Source organism: Cedecea sp. FDAARGOS_727 (assembly GCF_012273235.1).
Classification (GTDB): Bacteria; Pseudomonadota; Gammaproteobacteria; order Enterobacterales; family Enterobacteriaceae; genus Cedecea; species Cedecea davisae.
The window spans coordinates 4,733,466-4,748,984 of the sequence record NZ_CP050966.1 but is presented as its reverse complement, the minus strand read 5'-3'; the positions used below and the strand labels follow the sequence as shown (position 1 = coordinate 4,748,984).

Here is a 15,519-nt window from a genome sequence, read left to right as displayed (position 1 = left end):
AGAAAGCTTATGCGAGCGTAAAGGCATAGCTCGCTCACAGACGGGATAACAAGGGAAATCAATGGCACAGGTAAAGTCTTTATCTAAAAAAACTGCACACAACACAGCGCGCGGCAAAACCGCTCTTGCCTCTCTGGTTCTGGCCCTGTCCGGCCTGACCTCCGCCGCGGTCCACGCAGACCAGCTGGCGGATATCCACAAGGCTGGGGTAATCAAAGTAGCGACATTTGACGCTAACCCTCCGTTTGGCTCCATAGATGCCAAAACGCACGATATCGTGGGTTATGACGTTGATTTTGCTAAAGCGCTGGCAAAAACGCTGGGCGTAAAGCTGGAACTGGTGGCCACTAACCCGGCAAACCGTATTCCGCTGTTGCAGTCCGGCAAAGTGGATTTGATCGTCGCGGATATCACCATCACGCCCGAGCGTGCTCAGGTCATCGATTTCTCCACACCGTACTTCGTGACTGGGCAGCAATTCTTGGTTCCGGTTTCCGGGCCGGACAAGCTTGATGATTACGCCAAAGGGCGTGTGGGTGCGGTAAAAGGCACCACAGGAGAACAGGCGCTTCAGCAACGTTTCCCGTCAATTCGAGTGCTTTCTTATGACGATATCCCGCTCGCCTTTACCGCTCTGCGTAACGGCAACGTGCAGGCGATAACGCAGGACAGCACTATTCTTGCCGGGCTGCTGGCCGAAGCGCCGGATAAGGCGAAGTTTAAAATTCTGCCGGACCTGCTGAGTAAAGAGGAGATTGGCGTCGGAGTGAAAAAGGGAGAGCCAGCCTTGCTGAAAGCCGTTAACGACGAGCTGGTGAAGCTGGAACAGAACGGCCAGGCAGAGCAAATCTACAACGCCTGGTTTGGCCCGGACAGCAAAACGCCACAGCCGCGCAGCTTTAAAATTGTAGCCAAATAATATGTTTAAAAGACCGCCTCATTTGTCCGCAGCTTCGGCTGCGGATTTTTTGCATCTGGAGTCCGCCAGCGTGGAGTTTCGCAAAGCCAGTAAAAGCTATGGCGATAATTCCGTGCTGCGCGCGATAGATCTCAGCATCACGCCGGGCGAAGTGGTGGCGATTTGCGGCCCTTCCGGGTCGGGAAAATCCACGCTCATCAGGCTGATTAACCAGCTTGAAACGCTCAGCGATGGCGATATTTATATCGACGGGAAACCCACCCGGCGGCTGAGCGGTGCCGCGCTTCGCCGCCTGCGTAGCCGGATCGGTTTTGTCTTCCAGCAATTCAACCTTTATGCCCATTTAACCGCCGAGCAAAACATTACGCTGTCGCTGACTCATGTGCACGGCTGGAGCCGCGATAAAGCGCGTGAGAAGGCGCTGGCGCTGTTAGCGCGGGTGGGGCTGGCCGAGAAAGCTCATCACTACCCGGCGCAGCTTTCCGGCGGGCAGCAGCAGCGCGTTGCTATTGCCAGGGCGCTGGCCTCTTCCCCGCAAATCATCCTGTTTGATGAGCCAACTTCGGCGCTGGACCCGGAGATGATAGGCGAGGTGCTTCAGGTGATGAAGGATCTTGCTCACAGCGGCATAACCATGATTGTGGTCACGCATGAGATGCAGTTCGCCCGCGAAATTGCCGACCGGGTGGTGTTCATCGACGGCGGCGAAATCCTCGAGCAGGCGGCTCCGGCTCAGTTCTTTCGTTCGCCGCAGCACCCGCGGGCGCGCCGTTTTCTGCAAAAGGTTCTCGACCCGCTGCATGCGGATGCAAGGGATGAGTGATGAACAACTATTTTGACTGGGCCGGGGTGCTGACCGGCGCGCCGCGCGAGTGGCTTATCTCCGGCGTGCTGACTACCGCCTGGGTTACGCTTGCCGGGAGCGTAATTGCCACGCTCTGTACCTTGTTGTTGCTAGGGTTGCGGCTGGCGGGCGGGCGTTGGGGGCGTTTTATCGCCGCAGGCTGGGTGTCTATTTTCCGCAATACGCCGCTGCTGGTGCAGCTTCTTTTCTGGTACTTCGCCGCGTGGAACGCGCTGCCGCAAAGCTTACGCTGGTTTATCAACGACGATCACAGCTGGTCTCAGCTGCCGGGAGGCGTCTGGTGGCTGACGCCTGAATTCCTCTGCGCGGCCTGGGGGCTGGGGCTTTTTACCTCCGCATTTCTGGTCGAAGAGATCCGCAGCGGGCTACAGGCGGTGGGGAAAGGGCAAACCGAGGCGGCGCTTTCGCAGGGTTTTTCCGGCTGGCAGCTGTTCCGCCGCGTGCTGCTCCCGCAGGGCGTGGTCAACGCCTGGCAGCCGGTGGTCGGCCAGTATCTTAATTTGATGAAGCTCTCTTCCCTGGCGACCGGCATCGGCTTTGCCGAACTCACGAGTCAGGTGCGCAGAATCGAAAGCTACAACGCACATGCGCTGGCGGCCTTTGCCGTCGGAACAGTACTTTACCTGCTGTTGGGGCTGGTTATGAGCGGACTGTTTACGCTTTTTGCGCCGGGCAAGCACAGGCGGGAAGGGCAGGCTGCTTTAAAAGTGGAGGTGCAGCATGATAGCTAATCTGACCGTTATTTCGGATAACCTCGACTATTTGCTGTGGGGGCGAATGGCGCAGGGCGAGCCGGGGGGCGTGCTGTTAACGTTGTTGATGGCGGCCGGTGCCGGAGTGCTGGCGCTTATTTTCGGGCTTTTGTTCGCCTGCTTAGCCTGGCGTTACGGCGGAGTGGTGCGCAGAGTCTTGTTTATCTGGGCCGATCTTATCCGCGGTATTCCGCTGATCTTCGTTATCTTCTGGCTCTATTTCCTGCTGCCTGCAATCACCGGGCGTGACCTGCCTGGGCCGCTGACCGTCACGCTGGCGCTGGCGTGGTTTACCTCGGCGGCGGTAATGTACACCGCGCTTGCCGCCCTGGAGTCGCTGGCGAAGGGGCAGAGCGAAGCGGCCGTGGCCGGGGGCTTTACGCCGTGGCAGTCTTTAAGGCTGGTTCTGCTGCCTCAGGCGCTACGTAACGCATTGCCGTCTTTCGCCGGGCTGTTTATCTCGCTTATCAAAGATACTTCGCTGGCGTTTATCGTCAACGTGCCGGAGTTAACCACCGTTGCCGGGCAGGTTAACAGCCGGGTGCAGATATACCCGGCGGCTATCTTTATCTTTACCGGGCTGGTGTATTACCTGCTGTGCAGCGCGCTAGCCTGGCGGATTAGTCGCTGGCAGCGCCGCGGAGCTATTGCTTCCCCACTATAAGGGAAACCAGGCCCGCGGCAATCAGCGGCCCGACGGGAACGCCGCGGAACAAGGCGACGCCAATGACGGTGCCTACCAGCAGGCCGCCAACCAGGCCTGGCTGGTTGCCCATCAACGTTACGCCGCGCCCGCCCAGCCACGAAACGGCGATACCCACCACGATGGCAACCAGCGACTTCCAGTGAGTAAAGGAGTGGAGCAGGCTGCTGGCGGGCAGAGTGCCGCTGGCAATGGGCGCCATCACGCCGATGGTGAGGATAATAATCCCGACGGTCAGGCCCTGTTTTTCAATCCACGGGAAAAAGGTACTGAGCGGCGTAACCCGCACGATGATAAGCACGAGAATGGAGACGACGACCGTGGTGTTGTGGCTAACAAAACCCAGCCCGGCGAGGCCCAGAAGTATTAATAAAGTTGAGTCGAATATCATGAGGTTTCCTTGCAAAAACGAGCCAAAAGAAGATTTTTATCGTTATTCATTTGCTAATGTACCCGCCGCTTTATTTCTTAGCATTCATCATTTTGTCATTTTTGGTGTTTAATAATTGACCGATGTAATGGCTAAAGGCGGCAAGGCGATGAACGATCCTGCGTTTTTCGATACGCTCTGTATTACGGCAGTATTCCTGGTGATAGCTTCGGCGCTGGTGATGTCGGTACTTTATCTCGAGCGCCGCTGGTAGCTATGCCGTGCGGTGAAAATCCACCAGCTCGGGTTCGGCAATACGAAGGTAATCCTGCGCATTCATTACTACTGATTTTTCCAGCAGCCCGGCGTTAAAGGCTATTTCGTCGTAGCGCTCAAAAATAGACGGGTCTGCCACCAGTTTAAGCTGAGGATGAAAGCTGAACGGGGGGATAGCACCAAATACGCAGCCGGTTAGCTCATCCACTTCCGCAGGGCTTGCCAGCGAGGCCTTCAGCCCGCCAAGATGCTGCGCCAGCAGGCTTAAATCGGCCTGTTTATCTGCCGCCAGAATCGCCAGAACGTGCAGTTTCAGACCGTTGCCTTTCACCTTACACACCAGCGCTTTTGCCCCCTGACCAAGTTCGGTGCCGCGAATAGCCGAGACTTCCTCGCACTTGCCTGCCGCAACGTGGCTGACCACCCGATAACGAGCCTGATTCTCCTCCAGCAGGTTAACCAGCTGCTGATGAACCTTTTCACCTTTGATTTCGGTTGTCATTGCCTGCCTCTGTATAAACATTTTGTCCAGTATTCGATGTTTTATCTATTCAGGATGATAAATGCCGCAGGTCTGAAAATCCAGCTGGTAGCGTTCTCTTTTCATTGTCTTCGATTCTTTTAAAAGGGGGGGCTGTGAATATATACAGTGATGTCGGCCAGTTTCAATGCCTGAATTGGTAGGGTGACAGCGGGGGAGAGTTGGTGGAGAAGGAAGAGTAAAGGCCGTTGATGATCGGCCTTTACTTTGTGTGATCGCTAAATGGCGTTGGCCATGCAGTTGGTAATAATGTTTCCCAACGCTTTCTAAATATCATCCATGGTGTGGCCGACCACAATTTCCAGGGCGTTGCGGTAGACATCGCACATCACAACATCGTCGGTGGTTTCCAGAGCCTCCACCAGCCAGATGATAATGGCTTTGTTAGAAACAGACTTATTGGCAGACAGAATGGCCGTTATTGCCTGAGAAATAGCCGCATTCTCCTCGGCATGCCGATCTCCGGCGCTTCTGATGTAGTCGGTTAATGCTTTGTCAGAAAGCCCGGTATGCATTTCAGAGGTATTGGAAATTAGCTGTGTCATAGTCACTCACCGTTTTTCAGTTATTGGCCATGGGCCGCTAGTGGACATTTTTTGCGTTACGCTGGTTAGTCTCTACCGCTATTGAACGCGCTTCTTTTTCTCTCTTTCCCGCCGAAACCCGGGAAATATTGCCCTCAATTTCTTCGATAATTTTTTGCAGCACTTTGCGCCGCCGTGTGTCTTGTTCGGATATAAACATCGCCTCTAATTTGGCGACTAAGGCGCGAGTATTTATTGCGCTGTTACTTTTGAGCAGGGATAAAGCTGCCTCACCGATCATCTCGTCCGTTAATTGTTCATCATCGCTTCTCTTCACGTCTTTACTCCTGATTTCCTCGCCAGTATTTGGATAAGTGCTGGCATGAAGTCATTAGCCGGAGCCTGAGAATGAGGAAGAACTCAGTATTTGCAACACTGTGGCTTATCCCCTGTTGGGGGGCACAGACCACTAATCTGGTGGAACTCCGGTTTGGCCATCACGTTAGCGAGTGAAAAGCATGCCCAACAGCGCCTGATAATGCTTTTCTTCTTCGGGTTCCGAAACCTTGTCCAGGCGCGACAGTAATTTTGTACAAATCGCTTTTCTGTTCAAATTGCGGCCATCGCTAAGAATTTCTAGCACGATCTGCCCCATGGTCTCCTGCTGAGAGAGAGGGATTGCGTTGCTGAAATAACGAGCAATATCATTTTCTGCCGTGTTCTGACCGGGCATAAAAGTGTTCTGTCGCATAAGCCGCTCCTGTAATTTAAACTTTGCAAAATGTTAACTAAGTTATGCAATTGCTATAAAAACTGTACACAAAGGTGTATTACTTCGCTTGCTATTTTTTGATTAAAAGTGCTATTTGTTATTTATCAGTTAGTTATTTTTGGTTTTGTTTAAATTATTTGTGCGTCAACTTGTACAGGATAAACTCAGGGGGAATGCAAAAGAAAATGCGGGATGTTGTTCAATTGTTTAGGTTTTGTTGGGTTTGTGGCGACGTCTCAGCGGCTATCTGTTAAATTATTAGCTTATCCTTCCGCAGGGAACGCTCATGCTCACGACTATCATCTATCGCAGCCATATTCACAGCAGCACGCCTTTCGAGGTCTTGCAGGAGATGGTTTATGCCGCAAACGCTAAAAATATTGACGCGGATGTGACGGGAATACTGCTTTTCAACGGCACGCATTTCTTTCAACTGCTGGAAGGCCCTGAAGAATGTGTAGATAAAATTTATCACGCTATTTGCAAAGACAGCCGCCACTACAACATCGTTGAATTGCTTTGCGACTACGCGCCAGCCCGCCGCTTCGGGCGAGTGGGAATGGAGCTTTTTGATTTAAGAGAACACGATAAACACGATGTATTACAGGTCGTTCTGGAAAAAGGTACCAGCCGGTATCAGCTGGCCTATGATGACCGTGCTTTAAGTTTTTTCCGCACCTTTATCGAATCGACTGAAAAAGAAAATTATTTTGAGATCCCCCAACGCGGCACGTGGGAATTTGTCGTTGATGCGCCAGATAGCGGAGCTTCCGGCATGGATGACCCGCGTGCAAAGACTGTTTTTCAGCCGATTGTTGACCCCATGGCGCGCTCGGTAGCGGCGATTGAAGCATTAACAGCGGATGCGGTTTTATCACCTGACTCCGGCAATGAAGATATGAATGACAATCTTTACCTGCGCGATCTGCTGAATGCTAAAGCGGCCTTTGCCGCAGCACAGGGTGCGAATATTGGCCAGCAAACGCTATGCATCAACCTTCTGGCCATGACCCTGGTGATAATCCCCGGGACCGTAGAACAACTGCTAGCGGAAATTGAGTCTAACAAGCTTGTACCCGAGCAGGTGGTGATTGAATTTACCGAAAGTGAAATTACTCCGCATATTGGCGCCTTTACCGAAGCCATCAGGCAGCTTAAATCCGCAGGTATCAAGCTGGCGATAGATAATTTTGGTGCCGGTTTTGCAGGGCTTCAACTGCTGGCACAGTTCCAGCCCGAAAGACTCAAAATTAACAGAGAGCTTATTCGGGATATTCATAAAAGCGGGCCGCGGCAGGCTATCATACTGGCGATTATCAAGTGCTGCGCCTCGCTTGAAATCGCGGTCTCTGCAACCGGCGTTGAACAACCGGAAGAGTGGATGTGGCTGGAGGCGGCGGGGATTTCTCACTTCCAGGGTAACCTGTTTGCTAAACCCTGTGCCGGGGGCCATTTTGCGATTGCCTGGCCGGAACGACAGGCCGAATTGTGATGTCTGTCGAATACCCTGCCTGGCAGCCATTTAATTTTTTCTTGTACAACACCGGAAAAAATTGTACACATTGAACAGATTGACGGGTGTTTTAATGGAAGCATGAGAACTGTGTACGGGGAGGGACACTATGGCCTATTACACTATCGGCGATGTAGCAGAGCGATGTGGAATCAACCCGGTCACGCTGCGTGCCTGGCAGCGCCGATATGGTTTGCTAAAGCCTCAACGTAGCGAAGGCGGTCATCGGCAGTTTGATGATGCGGACATTCAGCGCATTGAAGAAATTAAATACTGGATGAGCAAAGGCGTTTCCGTGGGCAAAGTGAAAGCCCTGCTTGAGCGCACCCACGTTCCCGAAGAGCAGCTGTGGGTGACGCTGCAAGAAGAAATGATGCTACTTCTGCGAAAGGTTAACCCCGCAAAGCTACGTGATAAAATTGTTGCTTTGAGCCGGGAACACAGTGCAGATCTGCTTATCGATAATCTTTTGTTACCGGTGAGAAATAAACTCAGCCAGGATGAATCTACGGCCTCTTTGATGTGCAGCCTGCTGGATGGCGTGTTGATAAGGCACTGCGCACAATGCCTGACAGAAGGGCAAAGCCAAAGTGGGGAGGAGGTGCTGCTCATCGGTTGGCAAACAGACGACCGAACAGCGTTGTGGCTTGAGGCGTGGCGTCTATCCCGCAGAGGTATGCAAGTTAACGTGCTTGCGGAGCCTGTTGAAACTTTTCGCCCGGAGCTTTTTCCGGGGCAGCACATTTTTTTGTGGATGGGGAAAGCGCTATTAGAAGAGCAGCAGCATCAGCTCGCTCACTGGAAACAGTGGGGATATGACATCGAACTTCATCAATAAACGGACGTAAACTTAATTCATTTTATCCGTCCCGTTCCTCTGCCATTGATAAAAAAGCCGGTGATTCACCGGCTTTCGGTTTTATGCTAGCCATGAGCATCGCTGGTTTGCTTTTGAAACAGTTCTCGGAATACAGGATAGATATCATCCTGATCGCGAATATGCTGGATAGCAAAGTTATCAAAGGTGCTTTGCAGGTTTTCATATTCACGCCACAGGGTCTGGTGCGCCCTGCGGGTGATTTCTATGTAGCTGTAATAGCGCACTACCGGGAGTAGTTTTTTCGCCAGTATTTCGTGGCACAGCGGCGAATCGTCCGCCCAGTTGTCGCCGTCCGATGCCTGCGCGGCGTAAATGTTCCACTGCGCCGGATCGTAGCGCTCCTGAACCACTTCATCCATCAGCTTCAGGGCGCTGGAAACGATGGTGCCCCCGGTTTCCTGCGAATAGAAGAACTCGTGCTCGTCTACCTCTTTGGCCTGCGTATGGTGGCGAATATAAACCACTTCCACGTTTTTGTAGGTCCGGCTCAGGAACAGGTAAAGCAGAATATAGAAGCGCTTCGCCATATCCTTGGTGGCCTGATCCATCGATCCTGAAACGTCCATCAGGCAGAACATCACCGCCTGGCTGGAAGGCTCCGGGCGTTTTTCGTAGTTTTTGTAGCGTAAATCGAAGGTGTCGATAAACGGCACGCGGGCGATTTTTTCCCGCAGTTCGGCTATCTCTTTGCGCAGGCGTTCTTCTTCCAGCAACTGGGCCGGCTCGCTGCGGCTAACGGCTTCGAGACTCTCTTCCAGCTCATGTAGCAGGCGGCGCTTACCGGCGCTCATCGCCGTGCGGCGGGCCAGAGAGTTTTGCAGCGAACGAACGACGCTGATGTTGGCCGGAACCCCGTTTGAGGTAAAACCGGCGCGGTGTGATTTGAATTCCGTTATCTGCCGGTGCTGATTGCGCTTCAGGTTCGGCAGGGCGAGATCCTCGAACAAGAGATCGAGATATTCATCTTTGGAGATCTGGAATACGAATTCATCCTGGCCTTCGCCGTCCTGGCTTGCCTGGCCCTGGCCGCTCCCACCGCCACCTCCGCCGCCCTGAGGGCGTTCGATGCGGTCGTTTTGCACAAAGTGGTCATTGCCCGGGTGGACGCGGTGACGCAGGCCGCCGCGCCCCTGATGAAACATAGGTTCGTTGATATCTTCATTTGGAATGGAGACGGACTCACCGCTCTCCACGTCGGTAACCGAACGCTTGTTAATGGCCCCGGAGATCGACTGTTTAATTTGCGCCTTATAACGACGCAAGAAGCGCTGGCGGTTGACCGCGCTCTTGTTTTTGCCGTTAAGCCGCCTGTCTATAAAGTAGGCCATAGTTCCCCCAACTGCTTATGCCAGGTGCGCAAAGGGACCACGCCGCCCGGCGTGGTCCGCAGCAAACTCCCTTAAGAAGACTTACGCACCCGCAGATACCATTCGCACAGCAGGCGAACCTGCTTGCGGGTGTAGCCTTTCTCCATCATACGGTCGACAAAATCATCGTGTTTTTTCTGCTCGTCGGTGGAGGTTTTGGCATTGAACGAGATAACGGGCAGCAGCTCTTCGGTGTTCGAGAACATTTTCTTCTCGATAACCGTACGCAGCTTCTCGTAGCTGGTCCAGTTCGGGTTGCGACCATTATTATTGGCACGGGCGCGCAGCACGAAGTTCACGATTTCGTTACGGAAATCTTTCGGGTTGCTTATCCCGGCCGGTTTCTCAATTTTCTCAAGTTCCGCGTTCAGGGCTTCACGGTCAAACAGCTGGCCGGTGTCCGGGTCGCGGTATTCCTGATCCTGGATCCAGAAGTCGGCGTAGGTCACATAACGGTCAAAAATGTTCTGCCCATATTCCGAGTAGGATTCGAGATACGCGGTCTGGATCTCTTTGCCGATAAACTCCGCATATTTCGGGATCAGGTAGCCTTTCAGGTACTCGAGGTATTTCTCGGACTGATCCTGAGGGAACTGTTCGCGTTCGATCTGCTGCTCCAGCACGTAGAACAGATGCACCGGGTTGGCCGCCACTTCAACGTGGTCGAAGTTGAACACGCGGGAGAGAATTTTAAAGGCAAAGCGGGTGGAGAGCCCGTTCATCCCTTCGTCCACGCCTGCGTAGTCGCGGTATTCCTGGTAGGACTTGGCTTTCGGGTCGGTGTCTTTCAGGCTTTCACCATCGTAGACGCGCATTTTTGAGTAGATGCTAGAGTTTTCCGGCTCTTTCAGGCGCGACAGGATAGAGAAGCGGGACAGCGTTTCCAGCGTGCCTGGAGCGCAAGGCGCATGGGACAGCTCGCTGTGGTTAAGCAGCTTCTCGTAGATTTTGATCTCTTCCGAGATGCGCAGGCAATAAGGCACCTTGACGATGTATACACGGTCAAGGAAGGCTTCGTTATTCTTGTTGTTGCGGAAAGTCACCCATTCCGACTCGTTCGAGTGCGCCAGGATTATCCCGTTGAACGGCAGGGCGGAGATACCCTCGGTGCCGTTGTAGTTTCCTTCCTGAGTGGCGGTCAACAGCGGGTGCAGCACCTTAATGGGCGCTTTGAACATCTCGACGAATTCCATAATCCCCTGGTTGGCACGGCACAGTGCGCCTGAATAGCCGTAGGCATCAGGGTCGTTTTGCGCATGGTGCTCCAGCTTACGGATATCAACTTTACCGACCAGGGCGGAGATGTCCTGGTTGTTCTCATCGCCCGGCTCGGTTTTGGCAATAGCGATTTGGGCAAGAATAGAAGGCCAGACTTTCACCACGCGGAATTTGGTGATGTCGCCGCCGAATTCGTTAAGGCGTTTTGCCACCCACGGCGACATAATCGTGCCGAGGTAGCGGTTAGGGATGCCGTACTCTTTTTCCAGAATATTGGCATCTTCCTGCGGATTGAACAGGCAAAGAGGATGGTCGTTCACCGGGCTGCGTTCGCCGTTGGCGCTCAGCACATAAATCGGCACCCGCTGCATAAGCGCTTTCAGGCGTTCCGCCAGCGATGATTTACCGCCGCCCACCGGCCCCAGCAGATAGAGGATCTGTTTCTTCTCTTCCAGGCCCTGGGCCGCATGTTTCAGATAGGCAACAATCTGTTCGATGGCTTCTTCCATGCCATAAAATTCTTCAAAAGCAGGATAGCGGGCAACCACCCGGTTCGAAAAGAGACGGGACAGCCGTGGCTCTGTGGCAGTATCCACCATCACTGGCTCACCAATGGCCGTCAATAGCCGTTCTGCCGCGTTGGCATAGGCACTGCGATCTTGTTTACAGATAGCAAGAAATTCCTGCAGTGTGAACTCTTCGTCCTTGGCAGCTTCATAACGCTGGCGATAGTGATCGAATATATTCATGGCATGCCGTCCTTTCGTTTTTTAGCACAGGTTAAAGAGCCGTTGGAATGTGTAGTAGAGGCTCCCCGGAAGACGTCTGCTTAAGTTACAGCAACCCTTATGCCAGGTTGATGACGGGCATCAGCGCTGCTTTCCTGGTCGTTCGTCTCCCTAAAATAAAGCGTAGATGGCATTTGCAAAACTTGCATACGGCCGAAACTCAATTTCAATGACATATCAATAACTCATCATAAAAATTTCGCTTTTGAGATAAGCGAGGGAAACACCGTTCATGCCGCTGCCATAAATATGAAAACCTCCCGTCATCGAGTTACGGGATGTTTATGGGTTGGTTAAAGGTTGAGATTAAGTAAATTATTTGGGATGAGAGCCAAGGGCGGTTAAACTTCTTCGGCTGATTATTTGATTAAAGGACTGAAAGGATTGTGACCAATTTCAAACTTCTCGCATTAGGCGTGCTGCTTGCTTCTTCCGTTACCGCGGCTCACGCTGAAGGGCCGTGGTCCGTTGGTGCTGGTGCTCTGGTATCGCCAAACCCTTATAAAGGTGATCAGAACCGCGTTTATCCGGCTCCTTTGTTTGGCTATGAAGGGGAAAACTTCTACTTCCGTGGCTTCAACGCGGGTTACTACCTGTGGAATGACGAAGCGGACAAGCTTTCCGTTACCGCTTACTATTCGCCGCTGCATTTCAGGCCGAAAGACAGCAACTACGACAGCATGCGCGCGCTGGACTACCGCCATTCAACTGTGATGGCCGGTCTTTCCTGGGTGCATAACACCGATTACGGGTTCCTGCGTACCGTGCTTGCCGGGGACATCCTCGACAACAGCAACGGGATCACCTGGGATACCGCCTGGCTGTATCGCTACAATGCTGACCGCTTAACTCTGACTCCTGGAGTGGGTGTGACGTGGGACAGCAAGAAGCAGAACGATTACTACTACGGCGTAAGCGGCAAGGAATCTGCCCGCAGCGGCCTGAATGAGTACGACGCGGGCAACAGCTGGTCGCCGTATGTTGAGCTTTCGGTTAACTACAAGCTGACCGACGACTGGAATATCTTCGGCATGGGGCGTTATGTGCGCCTGTCTAAAGAAGTGACCGACAGCCCAATGGTTAACAGCAACTGGACCGGCGTTCTGCTGACCGGGGTTAACTATAGCTTCTAATTGGTGCAACTAACGCACTAAAACGGGGCGATTACGCCCCGTTTGCTTTTCTGTGGTGCAGGGGCTAAATCTGTTGCCCCGCGCTGGTGAAAGGTAGCTTAGCCTTTCTTCGCCACGCTGATGGTCTGGCTCAGGCGAGTTGGTTTTTCCGCAGCGGCTTTCTGCTTTTTAGAAGCACAGGCCGTTTCCACACAGACGAAGGTTTTGTAGCCGTCGTCCGGCATATCGCCCATTGAAACGGAGAGCGCCGGGCCAGGGTTCCAGCCGACGACGTTATAGTGATGGTGGTGAACCACGTTCAGGGTGCGCTTCAGGCTGCTTGCGTCGTGGATAACGCTGCACTCTTCCGGCTCCAGGTAGAGGCGGTCGGTACGGTCAGGGAAGGTCTGCACGCCGTCGGTCAGCTGACCTGCGGTTTCGTTCAGCACTTTATCAATATATGGATTACCCAGCCCGCTGACTTTCACATCGGCAATGTCGCCCACGTTGAAGTAGGTATGCAGGGCGGAGGTGGTTTCGAATTCGCCGTGGGCTTCCAGCTCAATTTCGCAGGTTTTGCCCAGCTTGAAGCGCGCGTACAGCGTGAATTCGTGCGGCCACAGCTTCAGCGTTTCTTCGTTATGATGCAGTTCAAAAGTCAGCACCGCGCCGTTGGCGTCTTCATTATGGGCGCTGAGCGTCCAGGGTAGATTGCGGGCAAAACCGTGTGCCTGAAGGCCAGCTTGCTCAGCCGGGCCAAACCACGGCCAGCAGATAGGCACGCCGCCGCGCAGGGCTTTACCTTTATGGAACGGGGTAATGTCGCTCAGCCACAGCACTTCGTCTTCACCGGCAGGCTGCCAGGAAAGCAGGTGTGCACCCTGAAGCGCAAAAGAGGCGCGAACCTGAGGGTGGTCAACGACGATGACGTCGAGCTGATCCTGCTTGCGCAAAGAGAGGGCGGGGCTAATTTGTTCGATAACCGGAAGGGCAAAAATTTTAGTAATCATTGGCTCAACCTTATTATTTCCCGGTGCACGTTCGGGTTAAGGCCAGCTGCGGCGTTAACCGAAAGGTGGGCGAGGGTGGAAGCAATAAAAAAGGGCGACATGCGTCGCCCTTTAAAGGATTAATTACTCATCTCAACTTATTTGGAGATGTGAGCAATCAGGTCCAGTACTTTGTTTGAGTAGCCAGTTTCGTTGTCGTACCAGGAAACCAGTTTCACAAAGTTGTCGTTCAGTGCGATACCAGCTTTAGCATCGAACACGGAAGTGCAGATTTCGCCGTTGAAGTCGGTAGAAACTACGTCATCTTCGGTGTAGCCCAGAACACCTTTCATGGTGGTTTCTGAAGCAGTTTTGATTGCTGCTTTGATCTGCTCGTAAGTTGCTGGTTTTTCCAGACGAACGGTCAGGTCAACAACGGATACGTTAGGAGTAGGAACGCGGAACGCCATACCGGTAATTTTACCGTTCAGTTCTGGCAGTACAACGCCTACCGCTTTAGCAGCACCGGTAGAAGAAGGGATGATGTTCTGAGCTGCGCCGCGGCCGCCGCGCCAGTCTTTGTGAGACGGGCCATCAACGGTTTTCTGAGTTGCGGTGGTAGCGTGAACGGTGGTCATCAGGCCTTCAACGATACCGAAGTTGTCGTTGATAACTTTAGCCAGTGGTGCCAGGCAGTTGGTGGTGCAGGATGCGTTGGAAACGATATCCTGGCCAGCATATTTTTCAAAGTTAGCGCCTTTAACGAACATTGGCGTTTTGTCTTTGGAAGGACCAGTCAGAACCACTTTTTTCGCGCCAGCAGCGATGTGCTTACGAGCGGTTTCGTCAGTCAGGAACAGACCAGTTGCTTCAGCAACAACGTCAACGTTCACTTCGTTCCACTTCAGGTTAGCCGGGTCACGTTCTGCGGTAACACGGATAGTTTTACCGTTAACAACCAGGTGGCCGTCTTTAACTTCTACAGTACCGTTGAAACGACCGTGAGTTGAGTCGTACTTCAGCATGTAAGCCATATAGTCAGCGTCTAACAGGTCGTTGATTGCAACGATTTCGATGTCAGAACGTTCCTGTGCAGCACGGAAAACGATACGGCCGATACGGCCAAAACCGTTGATACCTACTTTGATAGTCATATATTCCACCAGCTATTTGTTAGTGAATAAAAGGTTGGCTGTAAAATTACAAAAACCTTACGCAGCGTCAAGCGGAATCGTGTCAATCATTGCGACAAATCAATCCTGTGGACATGCTTTGTACGACTGAACGCCTCACACTTCCTTTTGGGCTAAAGTCCAAATGGGGACGATGCGGGGGATTTTAAACGCCAATTCCAACAAAAATGTGATTCACGTCACGTTTTGTGCCGTGCCAGAATTTCAGGGCTAAGTTTAGAACAAAAACCAGCACGGTGTTGTTAATTTTTTGTTAGAATAGCGCCGTGAGCTGTCCCAATTGAACTGACCGAGATGTACACCTATGTCTAATCAATTACCCCCTGATTCAAATAAGAAAAACCTCAGCGAAATGCAGTATTACGTGACCCAGAAGCACGGCACTGAACCCCCATACTCCGGGCGGTTACTGCATAATAAGCGCGACGGGATTTATCACTGCCTGGTCTGCGATGCGCCGCTGTTTCTTTCAGAGAGCAAATATGACTCCGGCTGCGGCTGGCCCAGCTTCTATGAGCCGGTGGACCCGGACGCCATCCGCTACCTGACCGATAACTCCCACGGTATGGAGCGCGTTGAGATCCGCTGCGGCAGCTGCGATGCGCACCTTGGGCACGTCTTCCCGGACGGCCCGCAGCCTACCGGCGAACGCTATTGCGTGAACTCCGCCTCTATGAGCTTTACCGACGGGCAAAACGGCGAGCAGGTTGACGGTTGAAGAATCGATTCAGCTAATT

At 52.9% G+C, this 15,519-nt stretch carries 18 protein-coding genes; 9 read left to right on the top strand and 9 right to left on the bottom strand.

The features are described 5' to 3' along the window. Nucleotides 1-61 precede the first annotated feature (61 nt). Genes FOC35_RS22250 through FOC35_RS22235 form a run of 4 tightly spaced genes read left to right on the top strand, consistent with a single transcriptional unit; the run spans nt 62 to nt 3,200 of the window. Nucleotides 62-919, top strand: coding sequence for an ABC transporter substrate-binding protein (locus FOC35_RS22250; RefSeq protein ID WP_016535942.1), 858 nt, complete (start codon nt 62-64; stop codon nt 917-919). A gap of 1 nt (nt 920) precedes the next feature. Continuing rightward, complete coding sequence (locus FOC35_RS22245; RefSeq protein WP_172570248.1) at nt 921-1,742, top strand: amino acid ABC transporter ATP-binding protein; 822 nt, start codon at nt 921-923, stop codon at nt 1,740-1,742. Further along, the gene (locus FOC35_RS22240) at nt 1,742-2,515 is read left to right on the top strand and encodes an amino acid ABC transporter permease (RefSeq protein WP_172570247.1); all 774 of its coding nucleotides are present in this window, start codon (nt 1,742-1,744) and stop codon (nt 2,513-2,515) included. The genes FOC35_RS22245 and FOC35_RS22240 overlap by 1 nt, the downstream gene beginning before the upstream one ends. Then, on the top strand, nt 2,505-3,200 hold the full coding sequence (locus FOC35_RS22235) for an amino acid ABC transporter permease (protein WP_172570246.1): 696 nt from the start codon (nt 2,505-2,507) through the stop codon (nt 3,198-3,200). The genes FOC35_RS22240 and FOC35_RS22235 overlap by 11 nt, the downstream gene beginning before the upstream one ends. Here the strand turns inward: FOC35_RS22235 and FOC35_RS22230 are convergent. Then, nucleotides 3,181-3,627 (bottom strand): DUF441 domain-containing protein, encoded by a 447-nt coding sequence (locus FOC35_RS22230; RefSeq protein ID WP_172570429.1) that lies wholly within the window; start codon nt 3,625-3,627, stop codon nt 3,181-3,183. The two genes, FOC35_RS22235 and FOC35_RS22230, sit on opposite strands and share 20 nt — an antisense overlap. Before the next feature lie 118 nt (nt 3,628-3,745). Here FOC35_RS22230 and yoaI point away from each other — a divergent pair, with 118 nt between their 5' ends. Further along, nucleotides 3,746-3,883: a small membrane protein YoaI gene (gene yoaI / locus FOC35_RS22225; RefSeq protein WP_172570245.1), complete on the top strand. Its 138-nt coding sequence runs from the start codon at nt 3,746-3,748 to the stop codon at nt 3,881-3,883. Here the strand turns inward: yoaI and FOC35_RS22220 are convergent, their stop codons facing one another. The 4 genes from FOC35_RS22220 to ycgZ form a co-directional block, all read right to left on the bottom strand. Next, nucleotides 3,884-4,387, bottom strand: coding sequence for a YbaK/prolyl-tRNA synthetase associated domain-containing protein (locus FOC35_RS22220; protein ID WP_172570244.1), 504 nt, complete (start codon nt 4,385-4,387; stop codon nt 3,884-3,886). A gap of 305 nt (nt 4,388-4,692) precedes the next feature. Further along, on the bottom strand, nt 4,693-4,959 hold the full coding sequence (locus FOC35_RS22215) for a biofilm development regulator YmgB/AriR family protein (protein ID WP_371810774.1): 267 nt from the start codon (nt 4,957-4,959) through the stop codon (nt 4,693-4,695). Nucleotides 4,960-5,008: 49 nt separating this feature from the next. After that, a complete protein-coding gene (locus FOC35_RS22210) occupies nt 5,009-5,287 on the bottom strand; it encodes a hypothetical protein (RefSeq protein ID WP_016535951.1) in 279 nt (92 codons plus the stop codon). A gap of 165 nt (nt 5,288-5,452) precedes the next feature. After that, nucleotides 5,453-5,701, bottom strand: coding sequence for a regulatory protein YcgZ (ycgZ, locus tag FOC35_RS22205; RefSeq protein WP_172570242.1), 249 nt, complete (start codon nt 5,699-5,701; stop codon nt 5,453-5,455). A gap of 307 nt (nt 5,702-6,008) precedes the next feature. On the opposite strand from ycgZ, the gene FOC35_RS22200 reads away from it, so the two are divergent. Together FOC35_RS22200 and FOC35_RS22195 are read left to right on the top strand one after the other, a co-directional pair. Continuing rightward, nucleotides 6,009-7,214 carry a diguanylate phosphodiesterase gene (locus tag FOC35_RS22200; protein WP_172570241.1) on the top strand — a complete coding sequence of 402 codons (1,206 nt, stop codon included), beginning with the start codon at nt 6,009-6,011 and terminating at the stop codon, nt 7,212-7,214. Between the two features lie 130 nt (nt 7,215-7,344). Beyond that, nucleotides 7,345-8,073, top strand: a complete 729-nt coding sequence (locus FOC35_RS22195; protein ID WP_172570240.1) for a MerR family transcriptional regulator — start codon at nt 7,345-7,347, stop codon at nt 8,071-8,073. Between the two features lie 86 nt (nt 8,074-8,159). Here FOC35_RS22195 and FOC35_RS22190 read toward each other — a convergent pair whose 3' ends face one another. Together FOC35_RS22190 and yeaG are read right to left on the bottom strand one after the other, a co-directional pair. Beyond that, a complete protein-coding gene (locus FOC35_RS22190; RefSeq protein ID WP_016535956.1) occupies nt 8,160-9,443 on the bottom strand; it encodes a YeaH/YhbH family protein in 1,284 nt (427 codons plus the stop codon). A 71-nt stretch (nt 9,444-9,514) separates the two neighbouring features. Next, nucleotides 9,515-11,449 (bottom strand): protein kinase YeaG, encoded by a 1,935-nt coding sequence (gene yeaG / locus FOC35_RS22185; RefSeq protein WP_016535957.1) that lies wholly within the window; start codon nt 11,447-11,449, stop codon nt 9,515-9,517. Between the two features lie 425 nt (nt 11,450-11,874). Between yeaG and FOC35_RS22180 the strand changes: the two genes are divergently transcribed. After that, on the top strand, nt 11,875-12,621 hold the full coding sequence (locus FOC35_RS22180) for a MipA/OmpV family protein (RefSeq protein ID WP_016535958.1): 747 nt from the start codon (nt 11,875-11,877) through the stop codon (nt 12,619-12,621). Nucleotides 12,622-12,719: 98 nt separating this feature from the next. On the opposite strand, the gene FOC35_RS22175 is transcribed toward FOC35_RS22180, so the two are convergent. Then, nucleotides 12,720-13,610, bottom strand: a complete 891-nt coding sequence (locus tag FOC35_RS22175) for a D-hexose-6-phosphate mutarotase (protein WP_016535959.1) — start codon at nt 13,608-13,610, stop codon at nt 12,720-12,722. Nucleotides 13,611-13,747: 137 nt separating this feature from the next. Beyond that, entirely contained in the window at nt 13,748-14,743 is a 996-nt protein-coding gene (gene gapA, locus FOC35_RS22170; protein ID WP_016535960.1) for a glyceraldehyde-3-phosphate dehydrogenase, read from the bottom strand. A 343-nt stretch (nt 14,744-15,086) separates the two neighbouring features. Here gapA and msrB point away from each other — a divergent pair, with 343 nt between their 5' ends. Beyond that, the gene (gene msrB / locus FOC35_RS22165) at nt 15,087-15,500 is read left to right on the top strand and encodes a peptide-methionine (R)-S-oxide reductase MsrB (protein ID WP_016535961.1); all 414 of its coding nucleotides are present in this window, start codon (nt 15,087-15,089) and stop codon (nt 15,498-15,500) included. Nucleotides 15,501-15,519 lie beyond the last annotated feature (19 nt).